Genomic DNA, 15,605 nt, shown 5'->3' on the forward strand with positions numbered 1-15,605 from the left:
GCTGTCCTTGTAGACCTTGTGCGGAAAGCCGGCCACCGTCTCGCTCACGTCCACCGTCTGGTCGATGCCGTGCACGTTCGTCCACTGCTGCATCTGCTCGGCGAGGTTCATCGTCGCCACGGTGTAGTCGGAGGTGCCGTGCCAGAGGGAGACCTTCGGCCAGGGCCCGCTGTAGCCCGAGTAGGCGCCCCGCACCAGGTCACCCCACTGGGCAGGCGTCTTGTCCGCCCCCGGGCTCATGCAGGAGAAGGCACTCGTCATCGAGGTCGCGCACTTGTAGGGGATGCCCGCCATGACGGCCGCCCCGGCGAAGACGTCCGGGTACGTGGCGGCCATGACTCCAGTCATCGCCGCGCCCGCGGACAGGCCGGTGACGAAGACGCGCGATGCGTCAATGGAGTGGTCCGCCTTCATCTTGTCCACCATCTGCTTGATGGAGAGGGCCTCGCCCTGGCCGCGAGCGATGTCCCCCACCTCGAACCAGTTGAAGCAGCTGCTCGCGTTATTGCCGCTCTTCTGCTCCGGGTAGAGCACGTGGAACTTCAGCACGTCCGCCAGGGCATTCCACCCGGCCCCCTGGTAGGCGCTGGCCGTCTGCGTACACCCGTGCAGCGCCACCACCAGCGGCGCATTGGCGGGCACCCCGGCCGGCACGTACTTGTACATGGTCAGGTTGCCGGGGTTGGTGCCAAAGCTCGCTACCTGCGTCAGGCTCGCGCGCTGGGTGGTGAGGGCGGACTCCTCAGGGCTCTCCCAGGACTCTTCGGGCCCACCACAGCTCGTCGCAACAGCAGCCACCGCCACAAGCCATCGCAGCTTCACCGGGACTCTCGGGATCGTCATGACGCACTCCGGAATATGAGGGGTGATTCAGGACTACAGGTTCAGGGTAATGTCGTTTTGCCGTTTATTCCAGGGGTATTGGTGGATCTGTACTGCCCGTGGAACCCGGCCTACCGTGGCGCCTCTCTGAGCGGGGAGGCGCATGCCTCAGTACGACTTCGAGCTGTTCACGATTGGCGCAGGTTCGGGCGGTGTGGCCTCCAGCCGCCGGGCCGGCTCGTACGGAGCTCGGGTGGCCATCTGCGAGGAGGACCGCGTGGGGGGCACCTGTGTCCTTCGCGGCTGTGTCCCCAAGAAGCTGCTCGTCTACGGCGCCCACTTCCGTCACGACTTCGAGGATGCGGCCGGCTTCGGCTGGTCCGTCCCGGAGCCCACTCACGACTGGAAGAAGCTGCAGGCGGCCAAGGACAAGGAGCTGGAGCGGCTCAACGGCGTCTACAAGCGCCTGCTGCGGGACTCGGGCGTGCAGCTCATCGAGGGGCGTGGGCGGATCGTCGATCCTCACACGGTGGAGGTCGCCGGCCAGCGCTACACGGCGGCCCACCTCCTCGTGTCCACGGGCTCGCACCCGTTCCTCCCCGAGCTGCCCGGCATCGAGCACGTCCTCACCTCGGACGGTGCGCTCAGCCTGAAGGAGCTGCCGCGCCGGGTGATCATCGTCGGCGGGGGCTACATCGGGGTGGAGTTCGCGGGCATCTTCAACGCCATGGGCGTCAAGGTGACGATGCTCATCCGCGGCGACACGCTGCTGCGCGGCTTCGATGACGACGTGCGCGCGTTCCTCACGCAGGAGTTGCGCAAGAAGGGGATCGACATCCGCTCCGAGGTGTTCGTGCGCGACATCGAGAAGCGCTCGGACGGGACGCTGAGCGTGCTCACGCGGATGGGGGACACGCTCGAGGCGGACGCGGTGATGTTTGCCACGGGACGTGTCGCCCACACGAAGGGGCTGGGGCTGGAGGAGCTGGGGGTGAAGCTGGACGCACGGGGCGCGGTGGTGGTGGACGAGGGCTCGCGCTCCTCCGTGGAGAGCATCTACGCGGTGGGGGATGTGACGGACCGCCTCAACCTCACGCCGGTGGCCATCGCCGAGGGCCGGGCACTGGCGGAGACGCTCTTCAACAACAACCCGACGCGGATGGACCACTCGGGGGTGCCGTCCGCGGTGTTCAGTCAGCCGCCGGTAGGGACGGTGGGGCTCAGCGAGCGCGAGGCTCGCGAGCTGTACGCGGAGGTGGACGTGTACGTGTCCAGCTTCCGGCCCATGAAGCACACGCTGAGCGGCCGGGAGGAGCGGTCGATGATGAAGGTCATCGTCGAGCGCGCCAGCGGACGGGTGCTGGGCTTCCACATGGTGGGCGTGGACGCGCCGGAGATCGTCCAGGGGCTGGCGGTGGCGCTCAAGTGCGGTGTCACCAAGAAGCAGCTCGACTCCACGGTGGGCATCCACCCCACGGCCGCCGAGGAGTTCGTCACCATGCGGGACAAGCGGCAGTGATATAGCCTCTCCTCCATGGTCTCTGCTCTCTTCAACCCGGCCCGCTGGAAGGAAGTCGAAGGCTTCAAGTTCAAGGACATCACGTTCCACCGGGCGGTGGATCAAGGCACGGTGCGCATCGCCTTCCACCGGCCCGAGGTGCGCAACGCCTTCCGGCCGAAGACGGTGGACGAGCTGGCCACGGCGCTGGACGCCACCCGCTTCATGACGGACGTGGGCTGTGTGCTCATCACCGGCAACGGGCCCTCGGCCAAGGACGGCGGGTGGGCGTTCTGCTCGGGCGGGGACCAGCGCATCCGCGGCAAGGATGGCTACAAGTACGAGGGCGACGAGGGCAAGGCGGACCCTGCGCGCCTGGGGCGCCTGCACATCCTCGAGGTGCAGCGGCAGATCCGCTTCATGCCCAAGGTGGTCATCGCCGTGGTGCCGGGCTGGGCGGTGGGCGGCGGGCACAGCCTGCACGTGGTGTGCGACCTGACGCTGGCGAGCAAGGAGCACGCCGTCTTCAAGCAGACGGACCCGGACGTGGCCAGCTTCGACAGTGGGTATGGCTCGGCGCTGCTGGCGCGGCAGGTGGGCCAGAAGCGGGCCCGGGAGGTCTTCTTCATTGGCCGCAACTACACGGCCGAAGAGGCCTTCCAAATGGGCATGGTGAACGCGGTGGTGCCCCACGCGCAGCTCGAGGACTTCGCGCTGGAGTGGGCCGCCGAGATCAACACCAAGAGCCCCACGGCCATCAAGATGCTCAAGTACGGCTTCAACCTCCCGGATGACGGGCTGGTGGGCCAGCAGCTCTTCGCCGGCGAGGCCACGCGCCTGGCCTACGGCACCGAGGAGGCGCAGGAGGGCCGCGACGCCTTCGTCCAGAAGCGCAAGCGCAACTTCTCGCGCTTCCCGTGGACGTACTGAGCCCTCAGCGCGTGTCGGCCACGCACTGGCCGTTCTCGCACCGCAGGTTCGAGAAGGAGACGCACTCCACCTGGGCGCCCCCGCAGCAGACCTCCTGCGCGGAGTCGTTGATCTCCGTGGCGCGGGAGGCGTTGACAGGCCGGCCACACAGGCACTGAGCCGAACCAGCGAGGACACACGTGTCCCCTGGGGCGCAGGCGGTGGCCTCCTCCACTTGCTGATGAAACTCCTCTGTGGACAGACAGCAGCCGGAGAGGAACACGAGCGACGCGAGGATGAATGGGCGCATGGGGTGGAGTCGTGGCACATCCTGCCGGAATTGCTCGGCAGTTCGCCTACTGCGTGCACCAGATGAACCTGCTGGGGCTGGCCACCTGTCAGGTCACTGAGTACAGCGAGAGCTACAACCTGCTGGGCCAGTGCTCGGCGAGCACGTACCACATCATCACCTGGACCTGCTGCCCGCAGGAGTCCTTCACAGGCAGTGGTGTGCTCTGCGGACCTGCGGCGCGCCCTGGCCGAACCTGTATGCTTGTCTGACAGGTTGGTCTGGTTCGCCCCGGCCAGGGTTTCAGGAGAGGGGGTTCATCAATCCCGCCTGGCTCAGCGTCTCATGGACGCGAGCCGCCAGCGCGACGTGCTCGGGGTTGCTTGCGGTGAAGCGCTCGGGGGTGAGGATGACGAGCGAGCCCTTGTCCACAAGGGGCTCGACGTGTACCGGGGGTGGCAGAGGCGGCACCGGGCCGAGGTGGTGCGGGAAGTACATGACCCATCCCACGAACGTGCCCACTTTGGCGCGCTCTGACACCAGCTCGCGGTGAGCGTGGGAAGTGGCAAGACCTCTTTCGGGCTCCCACGCCAGGACCATGGCGCGGAGGATGTTCGCCAGCATGGGCGCACTGACGAGTTGCTCCAAGGGGTCTCCCGCGGATGGCAGGTTCAGTACCGAGGCGTTGGGTCCCATGGAGTCTGCATGGCCTCCACATTTGACAGTAAGGCTCGCGAGCTCGCGTGGCGGCGTATCCGGCCATTGGCCACTGTCCGCGAAGATGCGGAAACCGAGATCTTCGATGGGGCTGCCCTCGTCGTTGCGGGTGCTCCCTTGAGAGAAGAGCTCTCGAAGCGTGGGAGCATCCAATGGGAGGGGGACAGAGGCTTGTTTGCGTGAGTGCGGCGGCTTGAACCAATGCGCGAGATGGGGGCCGTGCCTCGCCATGATGTCAAAAAAGGTCTGAGCACGGCGAGCGCACTCCTCAGCGGATTCCTTGCGTGCTCCCCAATAGGCTCCCGCGTAATAGGTCTCGATCATGCAGGCTGTTCCTCAGGGCTGCATCGGTGTGTGAATGACCTCGATGGCATCAAGATACTCATTGTCTCGGAGCAGTTTGCGGATGGCCCGTGCTGCCTTGGACTCTGCGACATGCCACAGGATGGGTATACCCTTCGCTACGCGTCGCTGCCGGTCGGCGTTGCTGAGCAATTCTCGTGCGCCCGTCTCCTTGAACCAGGGTTGGGGTTCCAGGGTATCGAGGAACTTGTTGTCGTAGTTGGGTCCCTTGCCGTCCACCAGGGTACCGTCCTTGAAACCGTCGAAGTCGTACTTCTCTCCTGCACGCTCGACTCTATAGACCCACCCCTCCGGAGCGCCTGCGACCTGACTCTGGTACTTGCGAGCCCCAGGCTTCATGCCCTCGCCCTTGCGCACCCATTTGCCGGGCCCGCCCATAGGAGGAGTCCATCGCTTGCTTCCCGAGTCGCCGCTCCCGCTGCCCGTGCCCCGAGCGGACATGTGGAGGATGAGGAGGGCTCCTGTTCCCGTGCTGACAGCCGTCACCAGGGACTGGGCAGGAACAGCCACCCGGCTCACGGCCAGAGTTCCCTCGGCGGACAGGGTGAGCACGGGCACACCCAGCCGGCTGAACCGGCCGACCGCAGAAGCCGCTCGCGCGCTGCCCGCTCCCGCCGTGCCGCAGGTGATAAGCACGTTGGTGAGCAGGCGTGACACGTCGCGCACCTGCTCTCCGCTGGGAATGGAGCGGAAGTGCTCCCAGGACTCGGGAGAGTTTTCGATCAGGGCATGCACCGACGAAGGCAACTGAGCCAGCCCCTCCAGGCTCTCGCCAGGGTGAAGCACCAGGGAGACGATGCCGGTGACGGTGTCGGCCACGGCCAGTCCGGCGCCCTCGACCGCCGGTCCCAGCACCTCGTCATCCGGATTGAAGATACCGGCTACGCGTGCATCTGGATGGCGTGTCAGCGAGCCATCCACCGAGTAGAGGAAGCGTCGCTGCACCACCGTGTAGAAAGGCCCGACCTCGAAGCCCTCGGAGCGCAGGGCCCCGTCCTCCAAGCGTACCGTGTCGACGTATTGCAGGGCCTCGCCGGTGGTGGCGAGCACGAGGTAACCATCCGGGCGCAGCACCAGCAGAGAAGCAAACCGGTGCATGCGCTCGTACAGTTCCCGGCGGGAGACGGTCTCCTCGCCCGTGACAACTTCCCACAGCAGGTGTGAGGCCATGCGCCAGGGGCCGAAGTCCCGCATCTTCACGTCAGCCGACAGCAACCAGGAGAGCAGCTGCAAGGCTTCATCCTGGGTGATGCGGTGACCGTCCTTGGGGAGCGCATGCGGCGGTACACCCGCTCGCACCATCAAGCCCTGGAAGTAGTCCACATCCATGACAGACGACTGAATGGGACCCAACGTATCCCGGGAGCCGGAACGCTTGCCAGGAGCGTCTCCGCGCCGGGCGTTGATCGCGTAGGTGCCCGGGAGCGGTGTGGTGCAGGAGAAGAGTCCCAGCAAGAGTACGGCGAGCAGGCTCGTGGCCATGGCAGGGCACCCGTGCCGCGCATCGCAGCTGAGGACGGAGGAGGACTTGATCGCCATGGGCTATCTCTTTCAAACGACGTGAGCCGAGAGAAGGACTAAAGCCGCAGAGTACCGCGAGAGCTACAACCTGCTGGGCCAGTGCTCGGTGAGCACGTACCACTCCATCAGCTGGACCTGCTGCCCGCAGGAGTCCGCGCTGGCAGCGGCGTCCTCGGCAGAGTGGCAAACCTTGCCGGGTGCTACCTGCAATCATTGCTGGGGTCGGCAGACCTTGCCACCGAAGAGGCCGCGTCCCACTCTGCGAACCTGGCGGCACGTGGCTTGCTCTCCCTTGAGGAGTCTGGCGGCGGGGTGTTTCGAAGAACCCCTTCCTCCGCCGGCCCTTTCTTCTCCCGAGGAGTTGCCATGCGCATTTCCTGCCCACTGAGGTGGGCCCCGAGCGTCGAGTTGGCAAGCCTGCTCTCATCGCAGTACTCGCGGATCCGAGTCGCCGCGAAGGCCTACATCAACACGATCTTCGGCCCGGCCTACCACCCGGTGATAGGCACTGTGCGGATCCTCGATCCGCCGCCTGAGCCGCCCAAGTAGCCGCTGGCCCTGTGTCGGTGCAGCGCCTCACGCTGCGGTCTTGTGGAAGCGCCGCGAGGCCACGGTCAGCACGGCCGCGCCGAAGAGGGCCAGCAGCAGCAGCTGGCGCCAGAGGTCCGCGAGGCTGGCGCCCTTGAGGAGCACCCCGCGCAGCACCTCTACGTAGTAGCGCACCGGGTTGAGCCAGGTGAGCCACGCCAGCCAGTCCGGCATGGCGCGCAGGGGCGTGAGCACGCCGGACAGCAGCACCGCCGGCAGGAGGAAGAGGAAGCCCCCCACGAAGGCCTGCTGCTGCGTGCGGCTGAGCGTGGCGATGAGCAGCCCCACGCCCAGCGTGGACATGACGTACAGCAGCGTCGCGCCCGCCACCAGCCACAGGTTCCCTCGGAGCGGTACCCCGAACACCCACGCTCCCACCGCGAGCGCCAGCCCCACGTCCACCAGCCCGATGACGACGAACGGCGTCACCTTGCCCACCATGAGCACTCCCGGCCGCAGCGGCGTCACCTGGAGCTGCTCCAGCGTGCCGCTCTCGCGCTCGCGGGCCAGGCCCATGGACATCGTCACCGTGGTGACGATGAGCAGCAGCATGGCCATGATGCCGGGCACCACGTACACGGCTGTGGACAGCGTCGGGTTGTAGAGCACCCGCGGCACCAGCTCCACCGGGGGGCTCGGTGGAGCCTCTCCGCGCGCCTGGGCCTGCTCCCGCATGCGCTGCACTGACCGCTCTGCCGCATGCAGGGCCACGGCGTTGGCCGCCGCCGCAGAGCGCACGGGATCCGAGCCATCCACCAGCGCCTGCACCTGCGCGCGCTCTCCGCGCAGCAGGTTGCGCTGGAAGTCCGGGGGAAACACCAGCGCCACCGCGGCCTCGCCGTTCTCCAGGAGCTGCTCGGCGGCGCGCTCGTCCAGAGGCTCTGCCGTGAGCTCCAGCGTGTCGCTGGCGAGCAGGCTGCTCGAGTGCGCACGGCTCTCCTGGGAGCGGTCTCGATCCACCACGGCGGTGGGCACGTGGCGCACGTCGAAGTTGACGGCGAAGCCCAGGACGAAGAGCTGAATCAGGGGCGCGACGGTGAGCAGCGCCAGCACGCGCTTGTCGCGCACCGTCTGCCTCACCTCCTTCACCACCACCGCACGGTACTGCACCAGGAGTGGGTGCATGGCTCGGTCCTCCTTTCAGTCCAGCCGCCGCTGGAAGCGGCCCATGGCGGCCGCCAGCATCAGCGCCGCGAAGAGTGTCAGTGCCACGAGCTGCGGCCACAGCTCGGCAAAGCCGTTGCCGCGCAGCAGCACGCCGCGCAGCGTGTCCACGAAGTAGCGCGCGGGGATCAACGTGCTGAGCAGCCGCAGGAGCAGCGGCAGGTTCTCGATGGGGAAGATGAAGCCCGACAGCAGCATGGAGGGCAGCACGGACGTCATCGTGGCCAGCTGCGTGGCCACCACCTGGTTGCGTGTCACCACGGAGATCAACAACCCCTGGCCCAGCATGCCGATGAGGAACAGCAGCGCGGCCAGCCCCAGCGTCCCCAGGTTGCCGCGCACTGGCACGCCGAACACCCACGCGCCCACGGTGAGCACCAGCAGCACCTGCAGCAGCCCGATCCCCAGGTAGGGCAGCAGCTTGCCCACGACGATCTCCAGCCGGCCTACCGGCGTGGCGAAGAGCTGCTCCATGGAGCCGCGCTCCCACTCGCGCGCCACGGTGAGCGCGGTGATGAGCACCGCGACAATGGCCAGCAGGTACGACGCCAGGCCCGGCACCAGGTACAGCGCCGACTTCCCCGTCGGGTTGAACAGCGTGCGCACCCGCACCTCCAGCGGTGGGGCGGGCAGGGACAGGCCCGGAGGCCCGAACCGCTGGGACGCCGCCTGCGCCAGGGCCTGCGCCTTCCCGAGCGCCTGGGTCGCCGTGTTGCCGTCCGCTCCGTCCAGCAGGAACTGCACCTGGGCACTGCCGCGCGCCACATCGCGGGAGAAGCCACGCGGCACCACCAGCACCGCTACCGCGCGTCCTTGCCGCAGGGCCCCTATCGCCTCTTCGGGAGAGGGGGCTTCCTGGACGACGGTGAACTCGTGGGCCGCGGTGAAGTGACGGACCAGCTCGCGCGAGGCCTCGCTTCGATCCTGATCCACCACCGCCAGCTCCAGATGGTCCACGTCGAAGCTGATGCCAAAGCCGAACAGCACCAGCATCAGCACGGGCATTGCGAGGGCCAGGTACAGGGTGCGCACGTCGCGGCGGATGTGCTGCACCTCCTTGCCTGCCATGGCGAGGGTGCGGCTCAGAGTGCGGCGGAGGACGGAGGCGTCCATGGCGCGTCACTCCTTCCTGCCTGCGGACGAGGTGAGGGCCAGGAAGACGTCATCGAGCGTGGGTGCGGCCTCCTCCAACTCCAGCGGCTCCACTCCCCGTGCTCGCAGCAGGCGCGCGAGCGTCTCCGCGGGCATGCGCGCTGGATCCACCCGCACGGTGGCTCCGGCTCCGAAGCGGCTCACGTCCAGCACTCCCGGCTCGCTCTGCAATCCCTCGAGCGCTCGCGACAGGCCTGGACCTCGCACCTCCAGCACCCGCCCCGGTGCGTGCGTCCGCTTGAGCCCTTCCGGTGTGTCCAGCGCCACCAGCTGCCCGTCCACCATGATGCCGATGCGCGCGCAGTACTCCGCCTCATCCATATAGTGGGTGGTGACGAAGACGGTGGTGCCCTGCGCGGACAGCTCGCGGATGAGCTGCCAGAAGCCGCGCCGCTGCAGCGGGTCCACTCCCGCGGTGGGCTCGTCCAGGAAGACGATGCGCGGGCGGTGTAGCACGGCGCTCGCCAGCGCCACGCGCTGCTGGAGGCCACCGGGCAGCTTCCCCGTCACCTCATTCTGCACGGGCGCCAGCTGCATCCGCTCCAGCATCTCGTCGATGCGCGCGTGCAAGGGGGCGCCCTGCGCCCCGTAGGCCGAGGCGAAGAACTCCAGGTTGTCCCGCACACTCAGGTCCAGGTAGAGCGAGAAGCGCTGGGACATGTAGCCGATGCCGCCCTTGACGCGCTCGGGCTCGCTCGCCACGTCGAAGCCCGCCACCCGCGCGTGGCCTCCCGAGGGCTTCAGCAGCCCACACAGCATGCGGATGGTGGTGGACTTGCCGGCGCCGTTGGCCCCCAGGTAGCCGAAGATCTCCCCCGCCTCCACGGAGAAGCTCACGTCGCTCACCGCGGTGAAGCCGCCGAAGCGGCGCGACAGGTGCTCCACCTCGATGGCGCTCATGCGGCCCTCCCGCGGATGAGCTCCAGGAACACCGCCTCGAAGTTGCCGGGGGCCACGCCATGCTCCCGGGCCAGCTCGCGCGGCGCACCCTCGGCGATCACCTCACCCGAGTACAGCAGGCCTACGCGGTGGCAGCGCGCTGCCTCGTCCATGTACGGCGTGGACACCACAAGCGTCATGCCCTCGTGCACCAGCCCGTAGAGCAGCTCCCACAGCTCGCGGCGGCTCACCGGATCCACACCGTTGGTGGGCTCGTCCAGCAGCAGCACGCGCGGCCGGTGCAGCAGCGCGCACGCCAGCGCCAGCTTCTTGTACATGCCCCCGGAGAGTGCGTCCGCCCGCCGGTCCGTGAAGCGCTCCAGCCGGGTGATGGAGAGCAGGCGCTCGCGCCGCGCCTGGAAGTCCCCGGAGGACAGGTCGAACAGGCGCGCGAAGAAGCGCAGGTTCTCGTCCACGCTCAGGTCGCCATAGAGGCTGTTGCGCTGGGGCACCAGCCCGAGCTGCTCGCGCACCGGGCTGCGCGGGTGAGCGGGATCCGCTCCCAGGACAAGCACGCGGCCCTCATCCGGGCGCATCAGGCCCGCCAGCATGCGGATGGCTGTCGTCTTGCCCGCGCCGTCCGGGCCCACCAGCCCGTAGACCTCGCCGCGGGGCACCCGCAGGGACACTCCGCGCAGGGCCTGGGTGGCGCCAAAGCTGCGACGCACGCCGGACAGCTCCAGCTCCACCTCGGGCGTGCTCATGGCCGTCGCTCCGCTACCGCCGTTGAGCGCTCCGAGAGGGTGATCTCCACCGGCATGCCGGGGAGCAACAGCCCCTCGGGATCCTCAATGCGGACCTCAACGGGGTAGACGAGGCGATCGCGATCGGTGCGCGTCTGCACGTTGCGCGGGGTGAACTCGGCCTTGGGCGCCACGGTGATGACGCGGGCAGGGAAGGTGCGATCGGGGTACGCATCCGCGCGCACGGTGGAGGGCTCGCCGGAGCGGACGGAGGACAGCTCCGCGTTCGGCAGATAGAAGGTGGCGCGAGGGTTGCTCGTGTCCACCAGCCGCGCGAGCACCGTTCCGGGCAGGGCCAGCTCGCCCACGTCCAGCGCGAGGGTCTCCACGGCTCCCGAGAGCGGTGCGCGCAGCTCGCACTCGGCCACGGAGAGGCGCGAGCGACGCACGGAGGCCTCGGCGGCCTGGACGGCCTGGGCGGCGGCCAGGGCCTGCTCATGGCTCGCCCGCTGCTGCTCGGTGGCGGCGCGCGCCTGGCGGCTTGCGGCGGAGTTCGAGTGCCGGGAGGCGGCCAGCTGCTGGCTCAGCGCCTCTGCCTGGGCTCGCGCCTGATCACGGGCGGCGACGGTGACGGCGTCTCCCATCAGCTCCATGCGCTCGGCGTGGCGGGCAGCGAGGCCGTGCTGCGCGGCGAGCGACTCGATCTGAGCCTGGGTGCCATCGGCCTGCGCGGCGACGGCCTCGCTCGTTCGGAGGGAGGCCAGCGCAGAGGCTTCGGCGGCGTGGGCCTGGGCGCGAGTCATCTCCAGCCGTGCCTCCGCCTCGGCGAGCAGGGCCTCCGGCTCCGCGCACTCCAGGGTGGCGAGGAGCGCACCCTTCTCCACGCGGGAGCCCTCCTCCACGTGGAGCGAGACCACGCGCGCATTGAGCCGGGAGCGGACGTCCACGACGGTGCCCTCCACCACGCCCGAGCCACCCGGTGGGCCTTCCGCCGCACGCCGGTCGCGCACCAGCCTCAGGCCCAGCAGGGTGCCCAGCAGGACGACCAGGACGATGAACAGCACGACAGCGCGGCGCATGCTCCCTCCTCTGGCCTCGGCGGGTGGGGCCTGGGCTCGAGGAGAGCGACAGCAAGGGACATGCCGGTGGCGCTCTGGGAAGGAGGACGGAGAGCGGCCGCCGGGGGTTCGCGCGGGGCCCCTGCCGGAGATCCGGCACCTCCGTCCGGGATCCCGACGGCTCCTCGCTCCTCTCTTCGAGGGAGAGCCCGTGGCACCGCCATTGCTCTCCTGAGGTGCTGGCACATCCCGTGCCTCATCTCCGGCAGAGGCTCCATGTTCAGCCTGCTCCTGTACGTCTATTCGCCCTTCAGCGTCCCTCGGAAGGGCCACCCCCGCAGGGGCTCCGCAGTGAGGCGGCCTGCGGAGCCTCCTGGGGCCCCGTCGTCCGCACCCCCCTCCTCGGGCACCCGCGAGACGGTCAGGGGTTCCCGGAAGCGTCGCACAGCGAAGGGTGTGTCGCTGCGCGCCATTGAAGGAGGCCACACGGGCGTGCCATGAAACGCTCCAGGCCGAGAGCGGAGGGTGTCGTGTACTCGCAGACGCTGCGCAACTTCGACGACATCCAGATCAAACACCTGGGGCGGACCTTCGGGCGCATGGTGCGAATGCGCCTGCGCGTGGGCGTGGTCATCGCGCTGCTGGCGCTGGGGGCCACCCTGCTGGACCCCGTGCCTTGGAGGCAGGTGTGGGTGGGCCTGGTGGTGCTCTGCGCAGGCGGGTTCTCCCTCTACGAGGCACGCCGCTATGCCCGCGAGGGCTTCACCGCGCGCAGCATCCCGCTCAACATCTGGGTGGGCCTGCTCATCCAGCAGAGCATGGTGCTGGGGACGGGAGGAATCACGAGCCCGGTCCTGCCCACGCTCCTCCCGGTGGTCTTCATGGGCAGCATGGCCTCCCAAGGGCAGCGGCAGCGCTGGTGGCTGCTCGGGGCGGGGCTGGTGGCGCTCACGGCCATGGCCGTGGCTCAGCTCAGCGGGTGGCTGCCCGGGCTGCCGCTGCCCTACCTGGGCTCGCCCCCGCCCGTGCTGCTCGGGGTCGGTGTCACGGTGCTGGGGTTGCTGTGCATGGGGGCGACTTTCATCGGCGCTGCGCTGCGTCGCACCTTCGACAACATGCTCGCCGAGGCGCTGGCCCACCGAGACGAGCTGCTGGCCGTGCACCGTGCCCATGCGCGAGAGCTGGAGGCCCTCTCCGCCGAGATTGCTCACGAGCTGAAGAACCCGCTGGCCACGGTGAAGGGGCTCACCCAGCTCATGGCGCGTGAGCCTGGACGGGCCCAGTCGGCCGAGCGCCTGCAGGTGCTGACGGCGGAGGTGGCGCGCATGCAGGGTATCCTGGAGGAGTTCCTCAACTTCTCCAGGCCCCTGGTGCCGCTGGCGGTGAGCGCCGTGGATCTGGTGGCGCTGTGCGATGAGGCGCTGATGCTGCACGAGGGCCTGGCGGGTGAGCACGGTGTGCAGCTCGAGCGGATGGGCTCGGGGCCCGTGATGGCGGCGTGCGATCCGCGCAAGGTGAAGCAGGTACTCATGAACCTGCTGCACAACGCTCTCGAGGCGAGCCCTCGGGGCAGCCGGGTGACGGTGAGGGTGGAGACCACGCCGTCGGGCGACGCGCGGGTCTCCGTGCGAGATGAGGGGCCAGGGCTCTCCCAAGAGCTGGCGGGGCGAGCCTTCGAGGCGGGGGTCACCACCAAGGCCCGGGGCTCCGGGCTGGGGCTGACCGTGGCGCGCGCGCTGGCCCGGCAGCATGGGGGCGAGGTGACGCTGGGGGGCGGGCCGCAAGGTGGGTGCGTGGCGGAGCTGCTGCTTCCGCGGGAGCTGCCCGCGGGTGTCCTGGGGCCCGTGCGAGAGGTGGCTCATGCCTAGGAGTCCTGCGGAGGGGGCCCACCCACGGATCCTGGTCGTGGATGACGACGCGGGTGTGCGCTACACGCTGCGAGAGACGCTGGCGAGTCTCTCGGGCGTGGAGGTGGACGAGGCGGCGGACGGCGAGATCGCCCTGGAGCGGCTGTCAGCGCACCCCTGCGAGCTGGTGATCACCGATCTGCGGATGCCGCGAATGGACGGGCTGGAGCTGGTGCGGCGGCTGCAGAAGCTGCCCCATCCGCCGCGGGTCATCGTCATCACCGCGCACGGCTCGGAGCGCTACGCGGTGGAGGCGATGAAGGCGGGGGCGTACGACTACTTCCGCAAGCCCTTCGATGTGGATGAGCTGCTGGCGGTGGTGGGCCGCGCGCTCGAGGCGGTGCGGCTGCGGCACGACAACGAGCGGCTGGCGGGAGAGCTGAACCTGTCGCGCTCGCTGGTGTTCGTCTCGGAGGCCATGAGCCGGCTGGCGCAGCTCGTCCAGCGAGCAGGGCCGCGAGACGTCACGGTGCTCATCGCCGGAGAGAGCGGCACGGGCAAGGAGCGGGTGGCGGAGGCGCTGGTGAGGGCGTCGCCCCGCGCGGCTCGGCCCTACCTGCGCTTCAACTGTGCCGCGCTCACCCAGGAGCTGGCGGAGGCGGAGCTGTTCGGGCACGCCCGGGGAGCCTTCACGGGAGCGCACCGGGATCGGCAAGGGCTGTTCCGCGAGGCGGACGGGGGCACGCTGCTGCTGGACGAGGTGGGGGAGCTGGCGCTGCCGCTGCAGGCGAAGCTATTGCGGGTGCTCCAGGAAGGCGAGGTGCGGCCGGTGGGGGAGGATCGGGCGTTGAAGGTGGACGTGCGCATCATCGCCGCCACGCACCGGGATCTGCGGAAGCTGGCCTCGGAAGGGCGGTTCCGCGAGGACCTGTACTACCGGCTCAACGTGGTGCAGCTGCGCGTGCCACCCCTGCGCGAGCGCCCCGAGGACATTCCGGTGCTGGCGCGCATGTTCCTGGATCGCTTCAGCGACCGGTTCCACACAGGGCCGCTGAAGGTGCCTCCGGGGTTCTTCGAGCGGCTGCTCGCGTGGCCCTGGCCGGGCAACGTGCGCGAGCTGGAGAACACCTTGGAGAGCCTGGTGGCGCTCTCGAACGAGGGGGAGCTGGACCTGGAGCTGCTTCCGGCGCCGTCCTCCGCGCCGGCAACTGCAGGAGCGACGGCGGCAGGGCCCATCGTCGAGGAGCAGGCCCGAGCGCAGGCGGGCCCGGTGGGCCTGGGGCTCAAGGGGCGTGTGGAGGCTTACGAGCGCGGGCTCATCCTGGATGCGCTGCGGCTGTCTGCGGGCAACCGCAGCGAGGCCGCGCGGCGGCTCGGCATTGGCCGCGCGACGCTGCACGACAAGCTGCGCAAGTACGGCATGGATGCGCCACCGGCTTCTCCGGGAGAGGACGCGCCGAGCGAGTGAGCGAGGTCAGCCCAGCACGGAGACGGTGACACGGCGCCGATGGGGCGAGGTCCGGTGCTCCCACACGTAGAGGCCCTGCCACGTGCCCAGATCCGCCGCGCCGTCCTGGATGGGAATGGACAGAGAGCTCTGCGTCAGCACCGTGCGCACGTGCGCCGGCATATCGTCGGGGCCCTCGGCGTCGTGCTGGAACAGGGTGTCTCCATCCTTCACCAGCCGGGCGAAGAAGGCCTCGAGATCCCGGCGAACATCCGGGTCCGCGTTCTCGCAGAGGAGGAGGGACGCGCTGGTGTGGTGGAGGAACACCGTGCACAGGCCTTGACGGATGCCGCTCTCCTTCACGGCGCGCTGCACCTCAGAGGTGATGTCATGGAACCCACGCCCCCGGGTGGACACTGTCAGCTCCCGCGCGTGGTACACGGCACGCTCCTTCTCAGGGGGCTTCCAGCCGCTCCACGAGGAAGTCCGCCAGCCGCCGAAGCTCCTCGGGGACGAGGGTGTGGGCCCCGTCAAAAGGTAGGAACTCCACGTTCAGCCCTGCCTCCACCAGCAGGTCGCGCAGGTGCTCGGCGGCCTGGAAGGGGAGG

At 69.0% G+C, this 15,605-nt stretch carries 16 protein-coding genes; 6 read left to right on the forward strand and 10 right to left on the reverse strand.

Annotated features, from left to right (window positions below; translation table 11 throughout):
* A partial coding sequence (locus VD972_RS02070) for a PHB depolymerase family esterase (RefSeq protein ID WP_324979926.1) occupies positions 1-843 on the reverse strand: 843 nt, incomplete at its 3' end.
* A 142-nt stretch (positions 844-985) separates the two neighbouring features.
* Between VD972_RS02070 and gor the strand changes: the two genes are divergently transcribed.
* The gene (gene gor / locus VD972_RS02075; RefSeq protein ID WP_324979928.1) at positions 986-2,341 is read left to right on the forward strand and encodes a glutathione-disulfide reductase; all 1,356 of its coding nucleotides are present in this window, start codon (positions 986-988) and stop codon (positions 2,339-2,341) included.
* A 15-nt stretch (positions 2,342-2,356) separates the two neighbouring features.
* Complete coding sequence (locus VD972_RS02080) at positions 2,357-3,250, forward strand: 1,4-dihydroxy-2-naphthoyl-CoA synthase (RefSeq protein WP_324979931.1); 894 nt, start codon at positions 2,357-2,359, stop codon at positions 3,248-3,250.
* Positions 3,251-3,254: 4 nt separating this feature from the next.
* Here VD972_RS02080 and VD972_RS02085 read toward each other — a convergent pair whose 3' ends face one another.
* A complete protein-coding gene (locus VD972_RS02085; protein ID WP_324979934.1) occupies positions 3,255-3,539 on the reverse strand; it encodes a hypothetical protein in 285 nt (94 codons plus the stop codon).
* Positions 3,540-3,550: 11 nt separating this feature from the next.
* Here VD972_RS02085 and VD972_RS02090 point away from each other — a divergent pair, with 11 nt between their 5' ends.
* The gene (locus VD972_RS02090; RefSeq protein WP_324979936.1) at positions 3,551-3,790 is read left to right on the forward strand and encodes a hypothetical protein; all 240 of its coding nucleotides are present in this window, start codon (positions 3,551-3,553) and stop codon (positions 3,788-3,790) included.
* A gap of 31 nt (positions 3,791-3,821) precedes the next feature.
* Here the strand turns inward: VD972_RS02090 and VD972_RS02095 are convergent, their stop codons facing one another.
* Positions 3,822-4,559 (reverse strand): Imm52 family immunity protein, encoded by a 738-nt coding sequence (locus VD972_RS02095; protein WP_324979939.1) that lies wholly within the window; start codon positions 4,557-4,559, stop codon positions 3,822-3,824.
* 12 nt (positions 4,560-4,571) lie between these two features.
* Positions 4,572-6,137, reverse strand: a complete 1,566-nt coding sequence (locus VD972_RS02100; RefSeq protein ID WP_324979942.1) for a Tox-REase-5 domain-containing protein — start codon at positions 6,135-6,137, stop codon at positions 4,572-4,574.
* Between the two features lie 348 nt (positions 6,138-6,485).
* Here VD972_RS02100 and VD972_RS02105 point away from each other — a divergent pair, with 348 nt between their 5' ends.
* Positions 6,486-6,668: a hypothetical protein gene (locus tag VD972_RS02105; RefSeq protein WP_324979945.1), complete on the forward strand. Its 183-nt coding sequence runs from the start codon at positions 6,486-6,488 to the stop codon at positions 6,666-6,668.
* 27 nt (positions 6,669-6,695) lie between these two features.
* On the opposite strand, the gene VD972_RS02110 is transcribed toward VD972_RS02105, so the two are convergent.
* The 5 genes from VD972_RS02110 to VD972_RS02130 are packed head-to-tail and all read right to left on the reverse strand — an operon-like array spanning position 6,696 to position 11,724.
* Positions 6,696-7,832: an ABC transporter permease gene (locus VD972_RS02110; protein WP_324979947.1), complete on the reverse strand. Its 1,137-nt coding sequence runs from the start codon at positions 7,830-7,832 to the stop codon at positions 6,696-6,698.
* 15 nt (positions 7,833-7,847) lie between these two features.
* Complete coding sequence (locus VD972_RS02115; RefSeq protein WP_324979950.1) at positions 7,848-8,984, reverse strand: ABC transporter permease; 1,137 nt, start codon at positions 8,982-8,984, stop codon at positions 7,848-7,850.
* Between the two features lie 6 nt (positions 8,985-8,990).
* The gene (locus tag VD972_RS02120; RefSeq protein ID WP_324979953.1) at positions 8,991-9,923 is read right to left on the reverse strand and encodes an ABC transporter ATP-binding protein; all 933 of its coding nucleotides are present in this window, start codon (positions 9,921-9,923) and stop codon (positions 8,991-8,993) included.
* Positions 9,920-10,666, reverse strand: coding sequence for an ABC transporter ATP-binding protein (locus tag VD972_RS02125; RefSeq protein WP_324979958.1), 747 nt, complete (start codon positions 10,664-10,666; stop codon positions 9,920-9,922). Before VD972_RS02125 ends, VD972_RS02120 begins: the two co-directional genes overlap by 4 nt.
* On the reverse strand, positions 10,663-11,724 hold the full coding sequence (locus VD972_RS02130; RefSeq protein ID WP_324979961.1) for an HlyD family secretion protein: 1,062 nt from the start codon (positions 11,722-11,724) through the stop codon (positions 10,663-10,665). The genes VD972_RS02125 and VD972_RS02130 overlap by 4 nt, the downstream gene beginning before the upstream one ends.
* A gap of 509 nt (positions 11,725-12,233) precedes the next feature.
* Between VD972_RS02130 and VD972_RS02135 the strand changes: the two genes are divergently transcribed.
* Entirely contained in the window at positions 12,234-13,571 is a 1,338-nt protein-coding gene (locus VD972_RS02135) for a HAMP domain-containing sensor histidine kinase (protein ID WP_324979964.1), read from the forward strand.
* The gene (locus VD972_RS02140; protein WP_324979967.1) at positions 13,564-15,018 is read left to right on the forward strand and encodes a sigma-54 dependent transcriptional regulator; all 1,455 of its coding nucleotides are present in this window, start codon (positions 13,564-13,566) and stop codon (positions 15,016-15,018) included. Before VD972_RS02135 ends, VD972_RS02140 begins: the two co-directional genes overlap by 8 nt.
* Positions 15,019-15,024: 6 nt before the next feature.
* Here VD972_RS02140 and VD972_RS02145 read toward each other — a convergent pair whose 3' ends face one another.
* Positions 15,025-15,438 carry a secondary thiamine-phosphate synthase enzyme YjbQ gene (locus VD972_RS02145; RefSeq protein ID WP_324979970.1) on the reverse strand — a complete coding sequence of 138 codons (414 nt, stop codon included), beginning with the start codon at positions 15,436-15,438 and terminating at the stop codon, positions 15,025-15,027.
* Positions 15,439-15,605: the final 167 nt, after the last annotated feature.

The organism is Hyalangium sp. (assembly GCF_035629615.1).
Lineage (GTDB): Bacteria > Myxococcota > Myxococcia > Myxococcales > Myxococcaceae > Hyalangium.

Excerpts from the sequence above, each read along its gene's own strand:
- VD972_RS02105 (WP_324979945.1), top strand. The coding sequence starts at position 6,486 with ATGCGCATTTCCTGCCCACTGAGGTGGGCCCCGAGCGTCGAGTTGGCA.
- gor (WP_324979928.1), top strand. The coding sequence starts at position 986 with ATGCCTCAGTACGACTTCGAGCTGTTCACGATTGGCGCAGGTTCGGGC.
- VD972_RS02095 (WP_324979939.1), bottom strand. The coding sequence starts at position 4,559 with ATGATCGAGACCTATTACGCGGGAGCCTATTGGGGAGCACGCAAGGAA.
- VD972_RS02115 (WP_324979950.1), bottom strand. The coding sequence starts at position 8,984 with ATGGACGCCTCCGTCCTCCGCCGCACTCTGAGCCGCACCCTCGCCATG.
- VD972_RS02100 (WP_324979942.1), bottom strand. The coding sequence starts at position 6,137 with ATGGCGATCAAGTCCTCCTCCGTCCTCAGCTGCGATGCGCGGCACGGG.
- VD972_RS02130 (WP_324979961.1), bottom strand. The coding sequence starts at position 11,724 with ATGCGCCGCGCTGTCGTGCTGTTCATCGTCCTGGTCGTCCTGCTGGGC.
- VD972_RS02110 (WP_324979947.1), bottom strand. The coding sequence starts at position 7,832 with ATGCACCCACTCCTGGTGCAGTACCGTGCGGTGGTGGTGAAGGAGGTG.
- VD972_RS02140 (WP_324979967.1), top strand. The coding sequence starts at position 13,564 with ATGCCTAGGAGTCCTGCGGAGGGGGCCCACCCACGGATCCTGGTCGTG.
- VD972_RS02125 (WP_324979958.1), bottom strand. The coding sequence starts at position 10,666 with ATGAGCACGCCCGAGGTGGAGCTGGAGCTGTCCGGCGTGCGTCGCAGC.
- VD972_RS02080 (WP_324979931.1), top strand. The coding sequence starts at position 2,357 with ATGGTCTCTGCTCTCTTCAACCCGGCCCGCTGGAAGGAAGTCGAAGGC.
- VD972_RS02085 (WP_324979934.1), bottom strand. The coding sequence starts at position 3,539 with ATGCGCCCATTCATCCTCGCGTCGCTCGTGTTCCTCTCCGGCTGCTGT.
- VD972_RS02120 (WP_324979953.1), bottom strand. The coding sequence starts at position 9,923 with ATGAGCGCCATCGAGGTGGAGCACCTGTCGCGCCGCTTCGGCGGCTTC.